We start from the raw sequence: 16973 nt of genomic DNA, 5'->3' as shown, positions 1-16973 counted from the left end.
CCTGTCGCCGGGTGCGCCCGCAGTCTAATCAGCTCAGTGGTCTGACCACTACGCTCAAAACGGCGAGATTTTGATGCCTGAGGGTGTTGTCAGGGGGAAGTGGTCTGATAAATATGCGTGCACTTGCTTGATCTCGCTCGATGAGGAGCCGACGGATGAGCCGACAGACAGCCGGTACAAGACTGCGGAAGAGGCGGACCCCCCTGCGAGCGGCGGCTGCGGCGACCTGCGCCGGCCTCGTGCTCGCAGCATGCGGCAGCACCGAGGACAGCGTCGCCTCCGGTGGCGAGGGCGGCGGCGAAGGCAAGGTCGGGGTGATCCTGCCCCTGCTGACCTCGCCGTTCTGGCAGTCGTACAACGACTACGTGCCGAAGATGGCGAAGTCCGAGGACGTGGACGCCCTCAAGACCGTCAACTCCAACAGTGACCCCTCGCAGCAGATCACCGACATCAACAACCAGCTCAACCAGGGCGTGAAGGGCCTCGTCGTGGCCCCCCTGGACAGCGCCGCGATCTCCGCCGGGCTCGACCAGGCCGAGCGCAAGGGCGTGCCCGTGGTCGCCGTCGACGTGGCGCCCGAGAAGGGCAAGGTCGCGATGGTCGTACGCGCCAACAACGTCGCGTACGGCGAGAAGGCCTGCGAGTACCTCGGCAAGCAGATCCCCTCCGGCAAGGTCGTGCAGATCATGGGCGACCTCGCCTCGGTCAACGGCCGAGACCGCTCCGAGGCGTTCCGCTCCTGCGTCAAGAAGAACTACCCGAAGCTGAAGGTCCTGGAGATCCCCGCCAAGTGGGAGTCCGACGCCGCGGCCTCCAAGCTCGACACCCTGCTGAACGCCAACCCCGACATCAAGGGCATCTACATGCAGGCGGGCGGCGTCTACCTCGCGCCGACGCTGCAGACCCTCAAGTCCAAGGGGATGCTGAAGAAGGCCGGCGAGAAGGGTCACATCTCGATCGTCTCGAACGACGGCATCCCGCAGGAGTACGAAGCCATCCGCAAGGGCGAGATCGACGCGACCGTGTCGCAGCCCGCCGACCTGTACGCCAAGTACGGCATGTACTACATCAAGCAGGCGATGCAGGGGAAGACGTTCAAGCCGGGTCCGACCGACCACGGCTCCACGATCGTCAAGCTGCCCAGCGGCATCCTCGAGGACCAGCTACCCGCGCCGCTGGTCACCAAGGAGAACGTCGACGACCCGAAGCTGTGGGGGAACACGGTCGGATGAGCACACCACTCGTGGAGGCGCGGGGGATCACCAAGCGGTACGGTCCCACCGTCGCCCTCCAAGACGGTCAGCTCACCGTCCTCCCCGGCGAGTCCCATGCCCTCGTGGGCCGCAACGGCGCGGGCAAGTCCACGCTCGTCACGATCCTCACCGGACTCCAGGCGCCTGACGAGGGCACGGTCCGCTTCGACGGCGAGCCCGCGCCCGCGCTCGCCGACCGGGACGCCTGGCGGCGCAAGGTGGCCTGTGTCTACCAACGGCCCACGGTGGTCCCGGAGTTGACGGTTGCCGAGAACCTCTTCATCAACCGGCAGCCCTTGGGCCGCGGCGGCTTCATCAGCTGGCGCCGGCTGAAGGAGCAGGCGGCGGAGGTCCTTCAGACCTGGGACGTGCACGTCGACCCGGAGGCGCGTACCGCCGATCTCAAGGTCGAGGACCGTCAAATGGTCGAGATCGCCCGGGCGTTGAGCTTCGGCGCCCGGTTCATCGTCCTCGACGAGCCCACCGCGCAGCTCGACAACCGGGAGATCGAGCGCCTCTTCACGCGCATGCGCGCGCTCCAGGAGTCCGGCGTCACCTTCCTGTTCATCTCGCATCACCTCCAGGAGGTGTACGAGGTGTGCCAGACCGTCACGGTCCTGCGCGACGCGCGCTGGATCACCACGGCGCCGGTCGCCGAACTGCCGCGCGGCGCGCTGGTGGAGGCGATGGCGGGGGAGGCGGTCGCCGAACAGCAGGCGGCTGCCGCGGACGCGGTGCTGGAACACGCGGACGCGGTGCTGGAGGACAACGGTGCCGACGCGCCGGTCGTGCTGGAGGCGAAGGGCCTGACCTCCGACACGTACGAGAACGTCGACCTGACCGTTCGCCGCGGCGAGGTCGTCGGCCTCGCCGGTTCCAGCGCCAGCGGGAAGATCACGCTCGCCGAGTCCTTCGCCGGACTGCACACCCCCACCTCGGGAACCGCCCTTCTGGACGGCACGCCGCTGCCGTTCGGCGATGTCCAGGGAGCCCTGAAGGCCGGCGTCGGCTGCGTCCCGCGCGACCGGCACGGCCAGGGGCTCGTCTTCGGGATGACCATCGGCGACAACGCCACCATGAGCATCCTGGACCGGCTCGGGAAGTACGGGTTCGTGGGCACCGCCCGCAAGCGTGGCTTCGCCACCGAACTGATCGACCGGCTGGACATCCACACCGAGGGCCCCGACCAGCCGGTCTCCGACCTCTCGGGAGGCAACGCCCAGAAGGTCGTCATGGCCCGCGCCCTCGCCTCCGACCCACGGCTTCTCGTCCTCATCAACCCCACCGCGGGCGTCGACGTGAAGTCCAAGGAGTCCCTGCTCTCCCGCATGGACTCGGCCCGCGACGACGGGACGGCCGTCCTCGTCGTCTCCGACGAACTCGACGACCTGCGCCGTTGCGACCGCGTCCTCGTCCTCTTCCACGGCCGCGTCGTGGCCGAGCACCCTGCGGGCTGGCGCGACCACGAGCTCATCGCATCCATCGAAGGAGTGGATCAGGACCATGGCTGACACGAAGGCCCCGTCGGCCTCGCCCGCCACCTCCAAACAGCCGCTCAAGGGCAGCAGCGCCAACGCCAAGTCCGTACTCCTGCGAAGGGCCCGCGAACTCGCCCTCGTACCGGCGCTGTTGCTGCTCCTCGTACTCGGCGCGTTCGTCAACGACTCGTTTCTCACCGAGCGCAATCTGATCTCGATCCTCGGTGCCTCCGCGGCCCTCGCGATGGTCGTGCTCGCCGAGTCGCTGGTCCTGATCACCGGGAAGTTCGACCTGTCCCTTGAGTCGGTCGTCGGCATCGCGCCCGCCGTCGGCGCACTGCTCGTGCTGCCCGCCGCGGCCTCCGGCTGGGGCACCGACCTCCCGGCAGGGCTCGCCCTGCTCGCGATCCTCGGCGTGGGCGCGGTCATCGGCGGCTTCAACGGCATCCTCGTGGTGAAGTTCAAGCTCAACGCGTTCATCGTGACGCTCGCGATGCTGATCGTCCTGCGCGGTCTGCTGGTCGGCGCGACCAAGGGCAAGACGCTGTTCGGCATGCCCGACGCCTTCTACACGCTGGCCACCACCACCTTCCTGACGGTGCCCATCTCGGTGTGGCTGGCGGCCGCCGCGTTCGGAGCCGCGGGCCTCATGCTCAGGTACCACCGCTGGGGACGCGCCCTGTACGCGATCGGCGGCAACGCGGACGCGGCGCGCGCGGCCGGTATCCGGGTCGAGCGCGTGATGCTCGGCGTGTTCATCATCGCCGGGGCACTCGCCGCGGTCGGCGGGCTGATGCAGACCGGCTACGTCGGCGCGATCAACGCCAACCAGGGCCAGAACATGATCTTCACGGTGTTCGCCGCCGCGGTCATCGGGGGCATCAGCCTCGACGGCGGCAAGGGCACGATGTTCGGTGCCCTTACGGGCGTCCTCCTTCTTGGAGTTGTCCAGAACCTGCTCACGCTCGCCCAGGTCCCGTCCTTCTGGATCCAGGCCATTTACGGAGGAATCATCCTGGTAGCCCTCATGATCGCCCGCGTGACGACCGGTCGTGCTCAGGATTAGAGCTCAGGACTAGAAGCACCCTGGCCGCCGCCGTTCCCCTACGACGCCGACGCACGACCTCTGTCCCGGACCGAAAGGCACTTCTGTGTCCTCACCTGCCGCTTCCCGCATCACTGCGGTCGACACCTTCGACATTCGCTTCCCCACCTCGCGTGAGCTCGACGGCTCCGACGCGATGAACCCGGACCCCGACTACTCGGCCGCGTACGTCGTGCTCCGCACGGATGCGGCCGACGGCCTGGAGGGGCACGGATTCACCTTCACCATCGGGCGTGGCAACGATGTCCAGGTCGCCGCGATCGACGCGCTGCGCGCGCATGTCCTCGGGCGGCCGGTGGACGAACTGTGCGCGGACCCGGGGTTGTTGGCCCGGGATCTGACCGGCGACAGCCAACTGCGCTGGCTCGGACCCGAGAAGGGCGTGATGCACATGGCGATCGGCGCCGTCGTGAACGCCGTCTGGGACCTCGCCGCCAAGCGTGCCCACAAGCCGCTGTGGCAGCTGCTTGCCGACGCCACCCCCGAGTTCCTCGTCTCCCAGGTCGACTTCCGTTACATCGCGGATGTGCTCACCCCCGAGGACGCCCTCCACCTGCTCAGACGCGGCAGAGAGGGGGCCGCGGAACGCACCGGACTGCTCAAGGAACGCGGCTTCCCCGGCTACACCACCTCGCCCGGCTGGCTGGGCTACTCCGACGAGAAGCTCACCCGGCTCGCCCGCCAGGCCGTGGCCGACGGCTTCACCCAGATCAAGCTCAAGGTCGGCGCGGACCTCGCCGACGACGTACGCCGCTGCCGCGTGGCCCGCTCGGTCGTCGGCCCCGGCATCCGTATGGCCATCGACGCCAACCAGCGCTGGAACGTCGACGAGGCCATCGAGTGGACCAAGGCGCTCGCCGAGTTCGACCCGTACTGGATCGAGGAGCCCACCAGCCCGGACGACATCCTCGGCCATGCCAAGATCCGCGAGGCCGTCGCACCGGTCAAGGTCGCCACCGGCGAGCACGTCCAGAACCGGATCGTCTTCAAGCAGCTGCTCCAGGCCGGGGGCATCGACGTCCTGCAGATCGACGCGGCCCGCGTCGGCGGCGTCAACGAGAACCTCGCGATCCTGCTCCTCGCCGCCAAGTTCGGCGTGCCCGTCTGCCCGCACGCCGGCGGCGTCGGCCTGTGCGAACTCGTCCAGCACCTCTCGATGTTCGACTACGTGGCCCTCTCCGGCACCACCGAGGACCGCGTCATCGAGTACGTCGACCATCTGCACGACCACTTCCTCGACCCGGTGGTGATCAGGGAAGGTCACTACATGGCACCCACCGCGCCGGGCTTCTCGGCCACCATGCGACCCGAGTCCCTCGCCGAGTTCACGTTCCCCGGCGGCACGTTCTGGGCCGCCGACCTCGCCCAGCAGGCACGCACCGATCAGAAGCTCACCGGCCAGAAGGGGGCAGCGGCATGACCGACACCCGGGACTTTGCGGGGCTCAAGGCGCTGGTGACGGGTGGCGCGTCCGGCATCGGCCGGGCCACCGCGGAACTTCTGACCGCCCGCGGCGCCCAGGTCGCCGTCCTCGACCTGGACCCGTCGAGCGTCGACAAGCCCCTGCTCGGATACCAGGCGGACGTCAGTGACGACACCTCCGTACGCCAGGCCGTCGCCGCCGCCGTCGCCGACCTCGGCGGACTCGACGTACTGGTCAACAACGCGGGCATCGGCGCCCAGGGCACCGTCGAGGACAACGACGACGCCCAGTGGCACCGGGTCCTGGACGTCAACGTCCTCGGCATGGTGCGTACGGCCCGCGCGGCCCTGCCCCACCTGCGCGAGTCCACGCACGCGGCCATCGTGAACACCTGCTCCATCGCCGCCACCGCGGGCCTGCCGCAGCGCGCCCTGTACTCCGCGTCCAAGGGCGCCGTGCTGTCGCTGACCCTCGCCATGGCAGCCGATCACGTCCGCGAGGGCATCCGCGTCAACTGCGTGAACCCCGGCACCGCGGACACCCCGTGGGTCGGCCGCCTCCTGGACGCCGCGGCGGATCCCGCCGCCGAACGGGCCGCCCTGGAAGCCCGCCAGCCCACCGGCCGGCTCGTCTCCGCGCCCGAAGTCGCGGGCGCCATCGCCTACTTGGCGAGCCCGTTGTCCGGCGCGACCACCGGCACGGCACTCGCCGTGGACGGCGGCATGCAGGGGCTGCGGCTGCGGCCGGTGGGGCAGTGATGCGCACGCCGATGCGGTCCCGGGGCCTGGGGCGATCCGGCGTCCAGGTCACCGAGCTGGCCTTCGGCGCCGCGGGCATCGCGGGCCTGTTCACGCCGGTCAGCGACGAGCAGGCGTACGCCGCACTCGAGACCGCCTGGGATGCGGGGATCCGCTACTTCGACACGGCGCCGCACTATGGGCTCGGCCTGTCGGAGGGGCGCGTCGGCGCGATGCTGCGCGGGCGGTCCGGGTACACGGTGTCCACCAAGGTGGGCCGACGTCTGGAGCCGGTCGACGAGGTGACCGGCGACGATCTCGCCAACGGCTTCGCCGTGCCCGCCACCCACCGCCGCGTCTGGGACTTCAGCGCCGACGGCGTACGCCGGGGCCTGGAGGAGAGCCTGGAGCGGCTCGGCCTCGACCGCGTCGACATCGTCTACCTCCACGACCCGGACGACCACGCGGACGAAGCCTTCGGGGAGGCCTACCCCGCCCTGGAACGGCTGCGCTCCGAAGGCGTCGTCGGCGCGATCGGCGCCGGTATGAACCAGGCCGAGATGCTCACCCGCTTCGTCCGCGACACCGACGTCGACGTGGTGCTGTGCGCGGGCCGCTACACGCTCCTCGACCAGCGGGCCCTGACCGAACTGCTGCCGTCCGCGGCACAACGCGGCACGTCCGTCGTCATCGGCGGCGCCTTCAGCTCCGGGCTCCTGGCGGACCCGAAGCCGGGTGCGACGTACAACTACGCTTCCGCGCCACAGGAGTTGCTGGACCAGGCCCTGGCGATCAAGGCGATCGCCGAACGCCACGGCACCACCCTGCGCGCCGCCGCTCTCGCCTTCCCGCTCGCGCACCCCGCCGTCGCGAGCGTTCTCGTCGGTACCCGCTCGGCGGACGAAGTCCGCGACACCGTACGGCAGTTCGCGACAGACGTACCCGCGGAGTTCTGGCAGGAGCTGCGGGAGTCCAAGCTGCTGCCCGAGGAGGCACCAGTCCCCGTACATGCCCCCGTCGCAGGAGAGGAGCCCGCATGAGAATCGCCCTGCACACCAAGGTCCGCGCCGACCGCATCGCCGAGTACGAGGCCGCCCACCGCGAGGTGCCGGTCGAGCTCACGGACGCGATCCGCGCGGCCGGCGTCACCTCCTGGACGATCTGGCGCAGCGGCACCGATCTCTTCCACGTCCTGGAGTGCGAGGACTACGGGCGGCTCCTCGCCGAGCTGGAGAAGCTGCCGGTCAACATCGTCTGGCAAGCACGGATGGCGGAGCTCCTTGACGTGGTGCACGACTACTCGTCCGAGGGCGCGGAGGCGGGCCTGCCGGTCGTCTGGGAGCTTCCATGACGGAACGTACGATCGTCGATGCGCACCACCACGTATGGGACCTCTCCGTACGCGACCAGGACTGGATCACCGGCCCCGAACTCCAGTCCCTCCGACGGAACTTCACCATCGCGGACCTCGAACCCGAGACACGGGTCGCCGGAGTCGACCGCACCGTCCTCGTGCAGACGATCACCGTGCCCGAGGAGACCCCGGAGTTCCTGGCCCTCGCGGAGGAGACCGAGCTGATCGGGGGCGTCGTCGGCTGGACCGACCTGACCCGGCCGGACGTCACCGAAGAGCTGGCACGGCTGGCGGAACTCCCGGGCGGCGCGTACCTGCGAGGCATCCGCCACCAGGTCCAGGGCGAGCCCGACCCCGAGTGGCTGCTGCGTCCGGACGTACGCCGAGGACTCACTGCCGTCGCTACGGCGGGCCTCGTCTACGACCTGATCGTCCTGCCGCACCAGCTCCCCGCCTGTGTGAAGGCGGCCGAAAGCCACCCCGAACTCACCTTCGTACTCGACCACCTGGGCAAACCGCCCATCGCCTCCGGCGAGCTCGAACTCTGGGCCACCCACATCCGCGCGCTCGCCGCACAGCCCAACACCGTCTGCAAGCTGTCCGGCATGGTGACGGAGGCGGACCCGAAGAGCTGGACGGTGAACGATCTGGCGCCCTACGCGGACACGGTGCTGGAAGCCTTCGGCCCGTCCCGGCTGATGTTCGGCTCGGACTGGCCGGTGTGCACACTGGCCGCCACGTACGCCCAAGTGCTGGACGCCGCCGAAGAGTTGACGGCCGGGCTGAGCGACAGCGAGCGGGCCGAGGTCTTCTCGGGCACCGCGAGCCGCGTCTACGCCCTCTGAACGGAGACCTCAAGCCGTGTGGGCGGCAGGAACTCCCGTACGTACGTCCGCTGCCAGCAGGCGCCCGTCTCCCGCAACTCGCGCCAGGTCGTGTACCGGTAGCGGTAGAAGCCGGCGCGTACGTACCTGGGCGGCTCGTCGGCCGGGAACGGGGAGCGGCGCAGCAGCCGCAGGGTGTCCCGGTCGTTCTCCAGCAGCCGCTCCACCAGGGCGCCGAACCACGTGCCGGCGTACGCGGGGGAGAGCCCCACGAACCACATCAGCCAGTCGAGCCGCAGATGGTACGGGGCGAACTGGCGCGGCCAGCGCCGTGGATCACCCGGCTTGCCCTTGAACTCGTACTCCCGCCAGTCGGAGTCCGCGCGCGGCACCTCGTCCAGCGTGCCCTCGAGGACCACCTCGTACCTCAGGCGGCTGACACTGCCGAACGCCCCGTAGGTGTTCACGAGGTGGAGCGGGTCGAAGGAGCGGTTCATGACCTGGCGGCGGGAGACCAGATTGCGGGCCGGACGGTAACTCAAGGCGACCAGTCCGGCGGCGACGGCCAGGACCACGATCTCGTACCAGAGCGGAGCTGTCGACGGTCCGCGCGTCACTCCGTAGTCCACGGCCGACAGCGCGAGAACGATCGTGATCCAGTTCAGCCAGGCGAAGTTGCCCGACAGGACCAGCCACAGCTGGGTGACGATCATCAGGGACGCGGCGGCCGTCGCGATGGGCTGAGGAGTGAAGAGGAGGACGGGGACGACGAGTTGGGTGAAGTGGTTGGCCGCCACCTCCGTCCGGTGGAAGGGCTTCGGGAGATGGTGGAAGAACCAGCTCAGCGGGCCCGGCATCGGCTGGGTCTCGTGGTGGTGGTCGAGGCAGGTCAGCTTCCGCCAGCAGGCGTCGCCGCGCATCTTGATCAGACCGGCCCCGAACTCGACGCGGAAGAGGATCCAGCGCAGTAGGAAGAGCATCACGATCGGTGGGGCGGCCTCGTCGTTGCCCAGGAAGACGGCGAGGAAGCCGGCCTCCAGGAGCAGGGACTCCCAGCCGAAGGAGTACCAGGTCTGCCCGACGTTCACAATCGACAGATACATCACCCAGGGGATGAGCCACAGCAGCATGCCGCCCCAGAGTGTCAGTTGACCGTCCAGGCCCGCGATGAGGGCGACCGAGACCGCGCAGCCGGTCCAGGCCCAGGCCGCGAAGAAACGGTCCGAGTAGTGGAGGTGGAACACGCTCGGTGCCCGCCGGAACGGCACCCGGGCGACGAAACGGGGCACGGGCAGCATGCCCCGCTCGCCGATCAGCGCGCGGAACTGCAGCGCCGCACTCAGGAAGGCGAAGAGATACACGACGGCCAGCGCCCGCTGGAAGACCAGCCGGCTCACCCAGTACTCGGGGGCTGTGAACCACTCCATCTCGCCAGCCACCTCCTTTGCGCCTAAACCGGCGCCGCTCTCGCGGACCTGGTTGATCGCCGTCGTGGTTGCTCAATTGATGGTTGCGCTGTTCATCACTTTCATCGTGACTCCTTCCCCGGGGTGCGAGTCGAATCCGCTCAGATCTCGGTAGTGACAAGAAGTCGAAGATTTGGCCAATCCCTGGCAAGGTATGGCCCATGGTTGATCGGGGAGCGAGCGCCCTGTCACTCCCGGACGACTGGCCCGCCCACCCGGACCCGATCCTGGCGCTCAACCGTATGGGCAGCTTCGACTGGGACCTGGACACCGGGATCATGCAGATGGACCCCCAGGCCCACGAGATCTTCGACATGCCCACCGGCGAGTACGACGGCCGCATCGAGACCCTGTCCCCGCGGGTGCCCCCGGCCGAGGCCCACCGCCTGGACACCCATGTCTCCCAGGCGATCAAGGACGGCAGCGAGAACTACGGGGCGTACTTCCGCATCCGCCGCCGCGACGGCACTCTCCGCTGGACCCACACCCAGGGCTACATCCGGCGCGACGAGACGGGCCGGCCGCGCCGCGTCATCGGCATCATCCGCGACGCCACCCAGGAGCTGATCGAGAGCGAGGCCCAGCGCGAGCAGGCGGCCCTCGACGAGTTCCGCCGCCGGCAGACGAACGTCGTGCAGATCGCCACCGCCGCGCTCGCGCACGCCCGCACCGTCCAGGACGTCATCGACGTCCTCACCGACACCCACGGGCTGACCCACCTCGGGGCGACGAGCCTGGTCATGGGCCTGGTGGAGGCCGGCCGGATACGCCTCGTCGCGGAAGGGCCCGTGGGCAGCTTCGTACCCGGCACCCGGGTCACGCGCATAGACGAGCAGTACCCGATGAGCGAGGTCGTCCGCACCCTCACCCCGCGCTTCATCGAGTCACCGGAGGACTTCGCCGAGTCGTACCCCCTGCTGTGGCCGCACATAACCGACCTCCACATCACCTCGGCCGCCTATCTGCCGCTGATCGCGCAGGCCCGCCCCATCGGCGCACTCGGCCTGCTCTACCACGACAAGCGGGGCTTCACCGCGGAGGACCGCAACGTCCTCGTCGCCCTGGGCAGCAGCATCGCGCAGAGCCTCCAGCGGGCCATGCTCTACGAGCAGGAGAAGGACCTCGCCCAGGGCCTCCAGCAGGCCATGCTGCCGCGCTCCATACCCGCCGTCCCCGGCGCCGACATCGCCGTCCGCTACCGCTCGGCCTCGCTGGGCCGCGACATCGGCGGCGACTGGTACGACGTCATCCCGCTGCCCGGCGGCCGGGTCGGCGCCGTCATCGGTGACGTGCAGGGCCACGACACCCACGCGGCAGCCGTCATGGGCCAGCTGCGCATCGTGCTGCGCGCCTACGCCGCCGAGGGCCACACGCCCGCCACCGTCATGGCCCGCGCCTCGGTGTTCCTCGACGAACTCGACACCGAGCGCTTCGCGACCTGCACCTACGCGGAGGCCGACCTGTCCACCGGAGTGGTCCAGATCGTGCGGGCCGGCCATGTCGACCCATTGATACGCGACCCGGACGGCAGCTGCCACCGGCTGACCGTCGAAGGGGGACTGCCGCTCGGTCTGTCCGCCGAGTTCGGGCGGCTGCACTACCAGGTCGACACCTTCGAACTCGACCCGGGCCAGACCCTGCTGCTCTACACCGACGGGCTCGTCGAACAGCCCGGAGTGGACCTCGATGAGGGGATGAAGACGCTCCAGGCACTCGTGCACACGGGCCCCGACGACGTACGCGACCTCGCCGACCGGCTTATCGACGTGGCCGAGGAACGCGGCGGCGACGACGACGTCGCGCTGCTCCTGCTGCGCCGCCTCGGCCATGATGTCGCGCAGCAGTCCGGCGGACGGCTCCAGCAGCACATCGGGCCGGGCGATCCGGAGGCGCTCGCGGGTGCTCGGCACATGATCCGCGCCGCGGTGGCGGCCTGGGGTGCCGAGGACCGCGCCGACGAGGTCGAGCTGGTCGCCGACGAGCTGATCACCAACGCCCTGATGCACACCGAGGGTTCCGCAGTCGTCACCCTGCGCGCCCTCACCGGCTCCGACCGTCGGCTGCGCGTCGAGGTCGAGGACGCCTCCAGCGCCCTGCCGCGCCGCCGGGAGGCGGGGGAGTCCGGGGTCTCGGGGCGCGGACTGCTGCTGGTGGACCGGCTCGCGGACGTGTGGGGTGTGGAGGCGCGAGGCGGCGGCAAGTGCGTGTGGTGCGAGTTCATCGTGCCGGAACGGAACTGACAACTGCCGCGCACGGCATCGTCTGCGCCGGACGGCGCTCTGGACGTATGCCGGAACTTCCCGAGGCCGAAGCGCTCAAGGGCTGTCCAAGTTCCTGAAGCAACCCCGGGGCCAGAAGTAGCTCCGGGGATCAGGGGGCCTTGAGCTTCACCAGCGTCTCGTCGTCCGTGCGCACTTCGTACCGGACGATCTCGTCGGTGTGCATCGACGCGGAGGCCTGCATGGGGCTGGGTGTGCCGCCGCCCGCCTGCCAGTTCATCAAGGTCTCCTCCGAACCGTCGCTGCCGATGGCGACGAACTGGCAGGGCTGGGGCTCGGAGATGCCCTTGACCATGAAATCCACGTCGCTGCCCCAGGCCCGGTCATGGCCGGTGACCTCGGCCCACACGCCCGTACTGGGGTCGGTCGCGGCGACCCGTTGTCCGTCCGCGTCGGATCCGCCGGCGAGCACCGCGACCGCGGGCCCGCCCACCGCGATCACCACCGCGGCGGCGACGGCGAACAGCCAGCGTGTACGCCCTTTCCGGCGTGACTTGCCCACGTCCTCCAGCAGCCGGTCGAGGAGCGCCGGACCGGGCCTGGTCATGGGATTGATCGTGCGCGGAGTCGCCTCGGCATATGCCCGCAGGGACCGTGTCGTGGGGGCGAGTTCGCGTATCTGCATTGCGCACTGAGGGCACTCCATGAGGTGGTCCTCGAAGCGGAATGCATCCGCAGCGTCCAGCACGCCGAGCGCATAGGCGCCGACGTCGCGATGGCGTTCCAGGGACCTCATACCTCATCCTCGTGGCGATGGTGAGAGCTACTCGTGACGATGGTGAGAGCCAGGAGTAGCTGCTTGCCCACCGGTACGCAGGAGAACGCCGAATCACTCAAGCCCCGTCGGAAACCAACCAGGAGATTCGGAGCCGGAGCGCCTGCGGATTGGTCGCGAACCAAAAAAAGTCGCGGATCAGAAAACTTCGGAGAACGGAAAGGTCACGGAGGTCACGGATCAGAAAAGGTGGATCGCGAGATGCCCCAGCGGCAGGCCAAGGCGCCAGGCCGGCGTCCACACCTTCGGGCCGTCGTCCTCGCCGGGCACCGGACCGCCGCCCGGTACCGCGTCCAGGTCCGGCGCAAGGAGCTCGGTCTCCTCCAGCCAGCGCCAGGCCGCTGTCGCCAGCTCCAGGTCCGGAGCGGGACCACCCGATTCGACCGCCTCGGCCGCCAGCCCCGCAAGCCGCTCACGCACCCAGTCCTGCCACGGCTGGTCGTACGCCGTCAGCGAAAGCCAGGTCTCCAGCTGCGAGACGACGCGGATGCCGGAAAGCTCACCGCTCGTGTCCGACAGGAAGATGGTCAGCGCCAACGCGTCGCGCCCGGCGCGGAACTCGAATGACGTCGGTGGCATCAGGTCCCCGGTACGCAACAGCTCATCGGCGATGTACTCGGCGTACAACCACGCCATGGGTACGACGAGCTCACCGCCGCCGGTGCCCTCCGTGCTCTCGTGGCCTCTGTGCAGCATCCCTTCCTGCCTTCCTCCGGTGCATGCGCGTCGCCCGACCCCGGGCCCCATTCCGGAACACGGATGAGGACAGCCGATTACTCAACAGAGGGTCTCGGCAAGGCGCTTTACGGAGGTTTGACTCGACCATTGGTTTCACCGCAGGTCGGCCGCGTATCCCGGAAGTACCCGGCGCAGGGCCCGCAGCGCGTAGTACGCGCGGGACTTCACCGTACCGGGCGGGATACCGAGCTCCGCGGCGGCTTCCGCCACACTCGCACCGCGGAAATACACTTGCACCAGGACTTCCCTGTGCTCGGGAGTGAGTGTCTTCACAGCCTCGCGCACATCGAGGGTGGCCGCTGACCTTTCCGCGTGATCGGCACAGACCCGCGCACTCTCCAGTACGGCGTCCCCGACCTCGGCGGGCCGCGCCTGACGGGCCCTGCGCGCATCGATGGCGAGCCGTCGCCCCACAGTCAGCAGCCAGGGCCGTACGGAGTCGAAGTCGTCGGCCCGCAGGGCCTCGGGGTGCTGCCAGGCGCGTACCAGTGTTTCCTGCACCAGATCCTCGGCGCGCTGCCGGTCTCCGTCCGAGAGCCTCAGCAACAGGGCGAAGAGCGGTGCGCCGTGCTCCCGCTGCAACTCGGCCAGCTCGTGCTCGGCGGTCGTCCTGCTCGTGATGGTCGTGGCGGCCGTCATGGCCGTATGTCAGCGCAGGTCGCTCCGCCGGGACAGGCCGTGCGCGCGGATCGTCGGCGGACGGTCGAACCTGTCGACGAACGGTGCGATGAACGGTCGATCGGGGGTGGCCGGTGGCTGACGCCGGCAGTCTCCGGCTGGCCGGAACGGCTCGTTCGCCAGGCCGGAGGGGCCGGAGGGGCCCGTCTGGGCTACCTGGCTGGTATGGCTCCTTGACTCCTGTGTCGCCTCTGGGTGGATTCGTAGCTATTAATGCTTAAATACGACTACACCGGAGCGGACTTGAAAACTTCACACAGGCGACCCACGACCCTGGCCCTGGCAGTCCTGCTCCTCACGGCGGCGGCCCCCGGCTGCCAGCAGACGCAGGAGCCGCCCACACGGACCGGAGATCCCGCACCGCACGCCCGAGACACCCGCTTCACGCTCGTCGCCTCCGGCGACGTCCTGCCGCACAGCTCGGTCATCCGCCAGGCGAACGCGGACGCGGGCGGCAGCGGATACAACTTCCGGCCCATGCTCGCGGGCGTCAAACCCGTCGTGACCCGGGCCGATCTGGCGATCTGCCACATGGAGACGGTGTACGGCGCGGACGGCGACTACTCCGGCTACCCCCTCTTCAAGTCCCCGCCCGAGGTGGCCGCGGGCCTCGCCGCCACCGGCTACGACGCCTGCTCGACTGCCTCGAACCACACCCTCGACGCCGGCCCCGCAGGCATCCATCGCACGCTCGACGCACTCGACCGGGCGGGCGTACGGCACGCCGGATCCGCCCGCACCGCCGCCGAGGCGAGCACGCCCACCCTCCTGCGGGCGGGCCCCGCGAAGGTCGCCCACCTCGCGTACACGTACGGCACGAACGGCATCCCGCTCCCCGAGGACAGGTCCTGGTCGGTGAACCTGATCGACCGCGACAAGATCCTCGCGGACGCCCGGGCCGTCCGGAAGGCGGGCGCCGACGTCGTGGTCCTCTCCCTGCACTGGGGCACCGAATGGCAGGACGCGCCCGACGCGCAGCAACTGCTGCTGAGCAGGCAGCTCACCGAAGCCCGCACGGACGGCCGCCCCGCCGTCGATCTGATCCTCGGCACCCACGCCCATGTCCCGCAGGCGTACGAGAAGGTCAACGGCACCTGGGTCATCTACGGCATGGGCGACCAGATCGCCGGAGCGATGGTCAACCACAGCGGCGCCCACGACCCCCGCGGCAACGAGAGCACCATCGGCCGCTTCACCTTCGCCCCGCCCGCCGGACCCGGCGGACGGTGGAAGGTCGAGAAGGCCGAGTTCGTACCGCAGTGGTTCGACACCGGCTCCCACCGCGTCGTGAACCTGAACGAGGCGCCGGCCCAGAGCGCCGTACGCGACCGGATCCGCCAGGTCGTCCTCAGCCGGGGCGCGGCCGAGGACGGACTCGTCATGGGGAAGTAGCCCCCGCGTCATGGGGAGCTGGGCCCAGTCGTCCCCGACTTCGCCGCCGCTTCCGCCTTGGCCAGCTCCGAGCGCCGGTACGAGTACGCGAAGTAGAAGACGAGGCCGAGCAGGAACCACACGGCGAACCGCGCCCACGTCTGCCACTGCAGGAACGTGATCAGCCAGATCGAGAAGACGACGCCGACCGCGGGCACGAACGGCATCCACGGCGTACGGAAGGTGCGCGGCAGGTCCGGCTGCTTGTAGCGCAGCACTATCACCGCGACGCACACGACGACGAACGCCAACAGGATCCCGATGTTGGTCAGTTCGGCCGCCTCGCCGATCGGCAGGAACCCGGCGATGACGGCCGAGGCGACGCCCGCGATCCAGGTCACGCGCGTGGGCACATGCCGCGTCGGATGCGTCTTCGCGAACCACTTGGGCAGCAGCCCGTCGCGGGACATCGAGAACCAGACACGGGTGACACCCAGCATGAACGTGAACATCACGGTGAGAATGCCGATGATCGCGCCGACCGCGATGACGTTCGCGAGCCCGCCGAGGCCCACCGACTGGAACGCCGTCGAGAAGCCGCTCTCCTTGTCGATGTCCGGATAGTCCTGCATACCCGTCAGGACAAGACAGGCGAGCACGTACAGCACCATCGAGATGGCGAGGGAGTAGATGATCGCCTTCGGCATATGGCGCTGGGCGTCCTTCGACTCCTCGGCGGCCGTCGACATGGCGTCGTACCCGAAGACCGCGAAGAAGACGGTCGCCGCGCCCGTGAACGCCCCGCCGACCCCGTACGGGAAGAACGGGTTGTAGTTCGCCGTGTCGATGTGGAAGACGCCGACGCCGATCACCAGGAGCACCACCGCGACCTTCAGGATGACGACGACCATCTCGAAGCGGGCCGCGTTCTTGATGCCCAGGTTCAGCAGGTACGCGATGAGCAGGCACAGCACCGCCGCGAACAGGTCGACCTTGTGCCCGTCGCCGGTGCTCGGCGCGCCCAGCATCCAGTTGGGCAGATCGGCGCCCATCTCGCCGACCAGGAAGCTGAAGTAGCCGGAGATGCCGATCGCGACCACCGCGACGATCGCCGTGTACTCGAGGAGCAGGTCCCAGCCGATGAACCAGCCCGCGAACTCGCCGAGGACCGCGTAGCCGTACGTGTAGGCCGAGCCCGCCTTCGGGATGAGGCCCGCGAACTCGGCGTACGACAGCGCCGCCGCGGCACTCGCGACGCCCGCGATGAGGAACGACACGAGGACCGCGGGCCCTGCCGTCCCGTTCGCCACCGTGCCGGCGAGCGTGAAGATGCCCGCGCCGATGATGCCGCCGACCCCGATCGCGGTCAGCTGCCACAGGCCGAGCGAGCGATCGAGACGTGCGCCTTCGCCGGCTTCCGTCTCTTCGATACGTTCGATGGGTTTGCGGCGGAGAATCCCTTCGCCCATTCTGAGCCCGGCCATGTGCCTCA

Annotated in this window: 15 protein-coding genes; 10 read left to right on the top strand and 5 right to left on the bottom strand. The window is 69.3% G+C overall.

What is annotated here, in order from left to right; translation table 11 throughout:
- Positions 1-155 precede the first annotated feature (155 nt).
- The 8 genes from IEZ21_RS36710 (at position 156) to IEZ21_RS36675 (ending at position 8195) form a co-directional block, all read left to right on the top strand.
- Positions 156-1232 carry a sugar ABC transporter substrate-binding protein gene (locus IEZ21_RS36710; protein ID WP_189326154.1) on the top strand — a complete coding sequence of 359 codons (1077 nt, stop codon included), beginning with the start codon at positions 156-158 and terminating at the stop codon, positions 1230-1232.
- Positions 1229-2764, top strand: coding sequence for a sugar ABC transporter ATP-binding protein (locus IEZ21_RS36705; protein ID WP_189326153.1), 1536 nt, complete (start codon positions 1229-1231; stop codon positions 2762-2764). The genes IEZ21_RS36710 and IEZ21_RS36705 overlap by 4 nt, the downstream gene beginning before the upstream one ends.
- Positions 2757-3797 carry an ABC transporter permease gene (locus IEZ21_RS36700; RefSeq protein WP_189326152.1) on the top strand — a complete coding sequence of 347 codons (1041 nt, stop codon included), beginning with the start codon at positions 2757-2759 and terminating at the stop codon, positions 3795-3797. Before IEZ21_RS36705 ends, IEZ21_RS36700 begins: the two co-directional genes overlap by 8 nt.
- A gap of 85 nt (positions 3798-3882) precedes the next feature.
- Entirely contained in the window at positions 3883-5256 is a 1374-nt protein-coding gene (locus IEZ21_RS36695) for an L-fuconate dehydratase (RefSeq protein WP_189326151.1), read from the top strand.
- Positions 5253-6017, top strand: a complete 765-nt coding sequence (locus IEZ21_RS36690) for an SDR family NAD(P)-dependent oxidoreductase (RefSeq protein ID WP_189326150.1) — start codon at positions 5253-5255, stop codon at positions 6015-6017. The genes IEZ21_RS36695 and IEZ21_RS36690 overlap by 4 nt, the downstream gene beginning before the upstream one ends.
- On the top strand, positions 6017-7036 hold the full coding sequence (locus tag IEZ21_RS36685) for an aldo/keto reductase (protein ID WP_246568508.1): 1020 nt from the start codon (positions 6017-6019) through the stop codon (positions 7034-7036). Before IEZ21_RS36690 ends, IEZ21_RS36685 begins: the two co-directional genes overlap by 1 nt.
- Positions 7033-7347, top strand: coding sequence for an L-rhamnose mutarotase (locus IEZ21_RS36680; RefSeq protein WP_033319100.1), 315 nt, complete (start codon positions 7033-7035; stop codon positions 7345-7347). The genes IEZ21_RS36685 and IEZ21_RS36680 overlap by 4 nt, the downstream gene beginning before the upstream one ends.
- A complete protein-coding gene (locus tag IEZ21_RS36675) occupies positions 7344-8195 on the top strand; it encodes an amidohydrolase family protein (RefSeq protein WP_189326149.1) in 852 nt (283 codons plus the stop codon). The genes IEZ21_RS36680 and IEZ21_RS36675 overlap by 4 nt, the downstream gene beginning before the upstream one ends.
- On the opposite strand, the gene IEZ21_RS36670 is transcribed toward IEZ21_RS36675, so the two are convergent.
- Entirely contained in the window at positions 8183-9601 is a 1419-nt protein-coding gene (locus IEZ21_RS36670; protein WP_189326148.1) for a lipase maturation factor family protein, read from the bottom strand. The two genes, IEZ21_RS36675 and IEZ21_RS36670, sit on opposite strands and share 13 nt — an antisense overlap.
- Before the next feature lie 200 nt (positions 9602-9801).
- Between IEZ21_RS36670 and IEZ21_RS36665 the strand changes: the two genes are divergently transcribed.
- Complete coding sequence (locus tag IEZ21_RS36665) at positions 9802-11880, top strand: SpoIIE family protein phosphatase (protein WP_189326147.1); 2079 nt, start codon at positions 9802-9804, stop codon at positions 11878-11880.
- Positions 11881-12010: 130 nt separating this feature from the next.
- Here IEZ21_RS36665 and IEZ21_RS36660 read toward each other — a convergent pair whose 3' ends face one another.
- The 3 genes from IEZ21_RS36660 to IEZ21_RS36650 all read right to left on the bottom strand — a co-directional run bounded on the left by IEZ21_RS36660 (position 12011) and on the right by IEZ21_RS36650 (position 14071).
- Positions 12011-12655, bottom strand: a complete 645-nt coding sequence (locus IEZ21_RS36660) for a zf-HC2 domain-containing protein (RefSeq protein ID WP_033319096.1) — start codon at positions 12653-12655, stop codon at positions 12011-12013.
- 219 nt (positions 12656-12874) lie between these two features.
- Entirely contained in the window at positions 12875-13390 is a 516-nt protein-coding gene (locus tag IEZ21_RS36655) for a hypothetical protein (RefSeq protein ID WP_189326146.1), read from the bottom strand.
- A 135-nt stretch (positions 13391-13525) separates the two neighbouring features.
- Positions 13526-14071, bottom strand: coding sequence for a sigma-70 family RNA polymerase sigma factor (locus IEZ21_RS36650; protein ID WP_033319094.1), 546 nt, complete (start codon positions 14069-14071; stop codon positions 13526-13528).
- 282 nt (positions 14072-14353) lie between these two features.
- Here IEZ21_RS36650 and IEZ21_RS36645 point away from each other — a divergent pair, with 282 nt between their 5' ends.
- Positions 14354-15502, top strand: a complete 1149-nt coding sequence (locus IEZ21_RS36645; RefSeq protein WP_246568506.1) for a CapA family protein — start codon at positions 14354-14356, stop codon at positions 15500-15502.
- An 8-nt stretch (positions 15503-15510) separates the two neighbouring features.
- On the opposite strand, the gene IEZ21_RS36640 is transcribed toward IEZ21_RS36645, so the two are convergent.
- A complete protein-coding gene (locus IEZ21_RS36640; protein WP_189326144.1) occupies positions 15511-16965 on the bottom strand; it encodes an amino acid permease in 1455 nt (484 codons plus the stop codon).
- Positions 16966-16973: the final 8 nt, after the last annotated feature.

Origin of the sequence: Streptomyces flaveus, assembly GCF_014647675.1 — a bacterium.
Taxonomy (GTDB): Bacteria; Actinomycetota; Actinomycetes; order Streptomycetales; family Streptomycetaceae; genus Streptomyces; species Streptomyces flaveus.
This window is presented reverse-complemented; position numbering and strand designations above follow the sequence as displayed.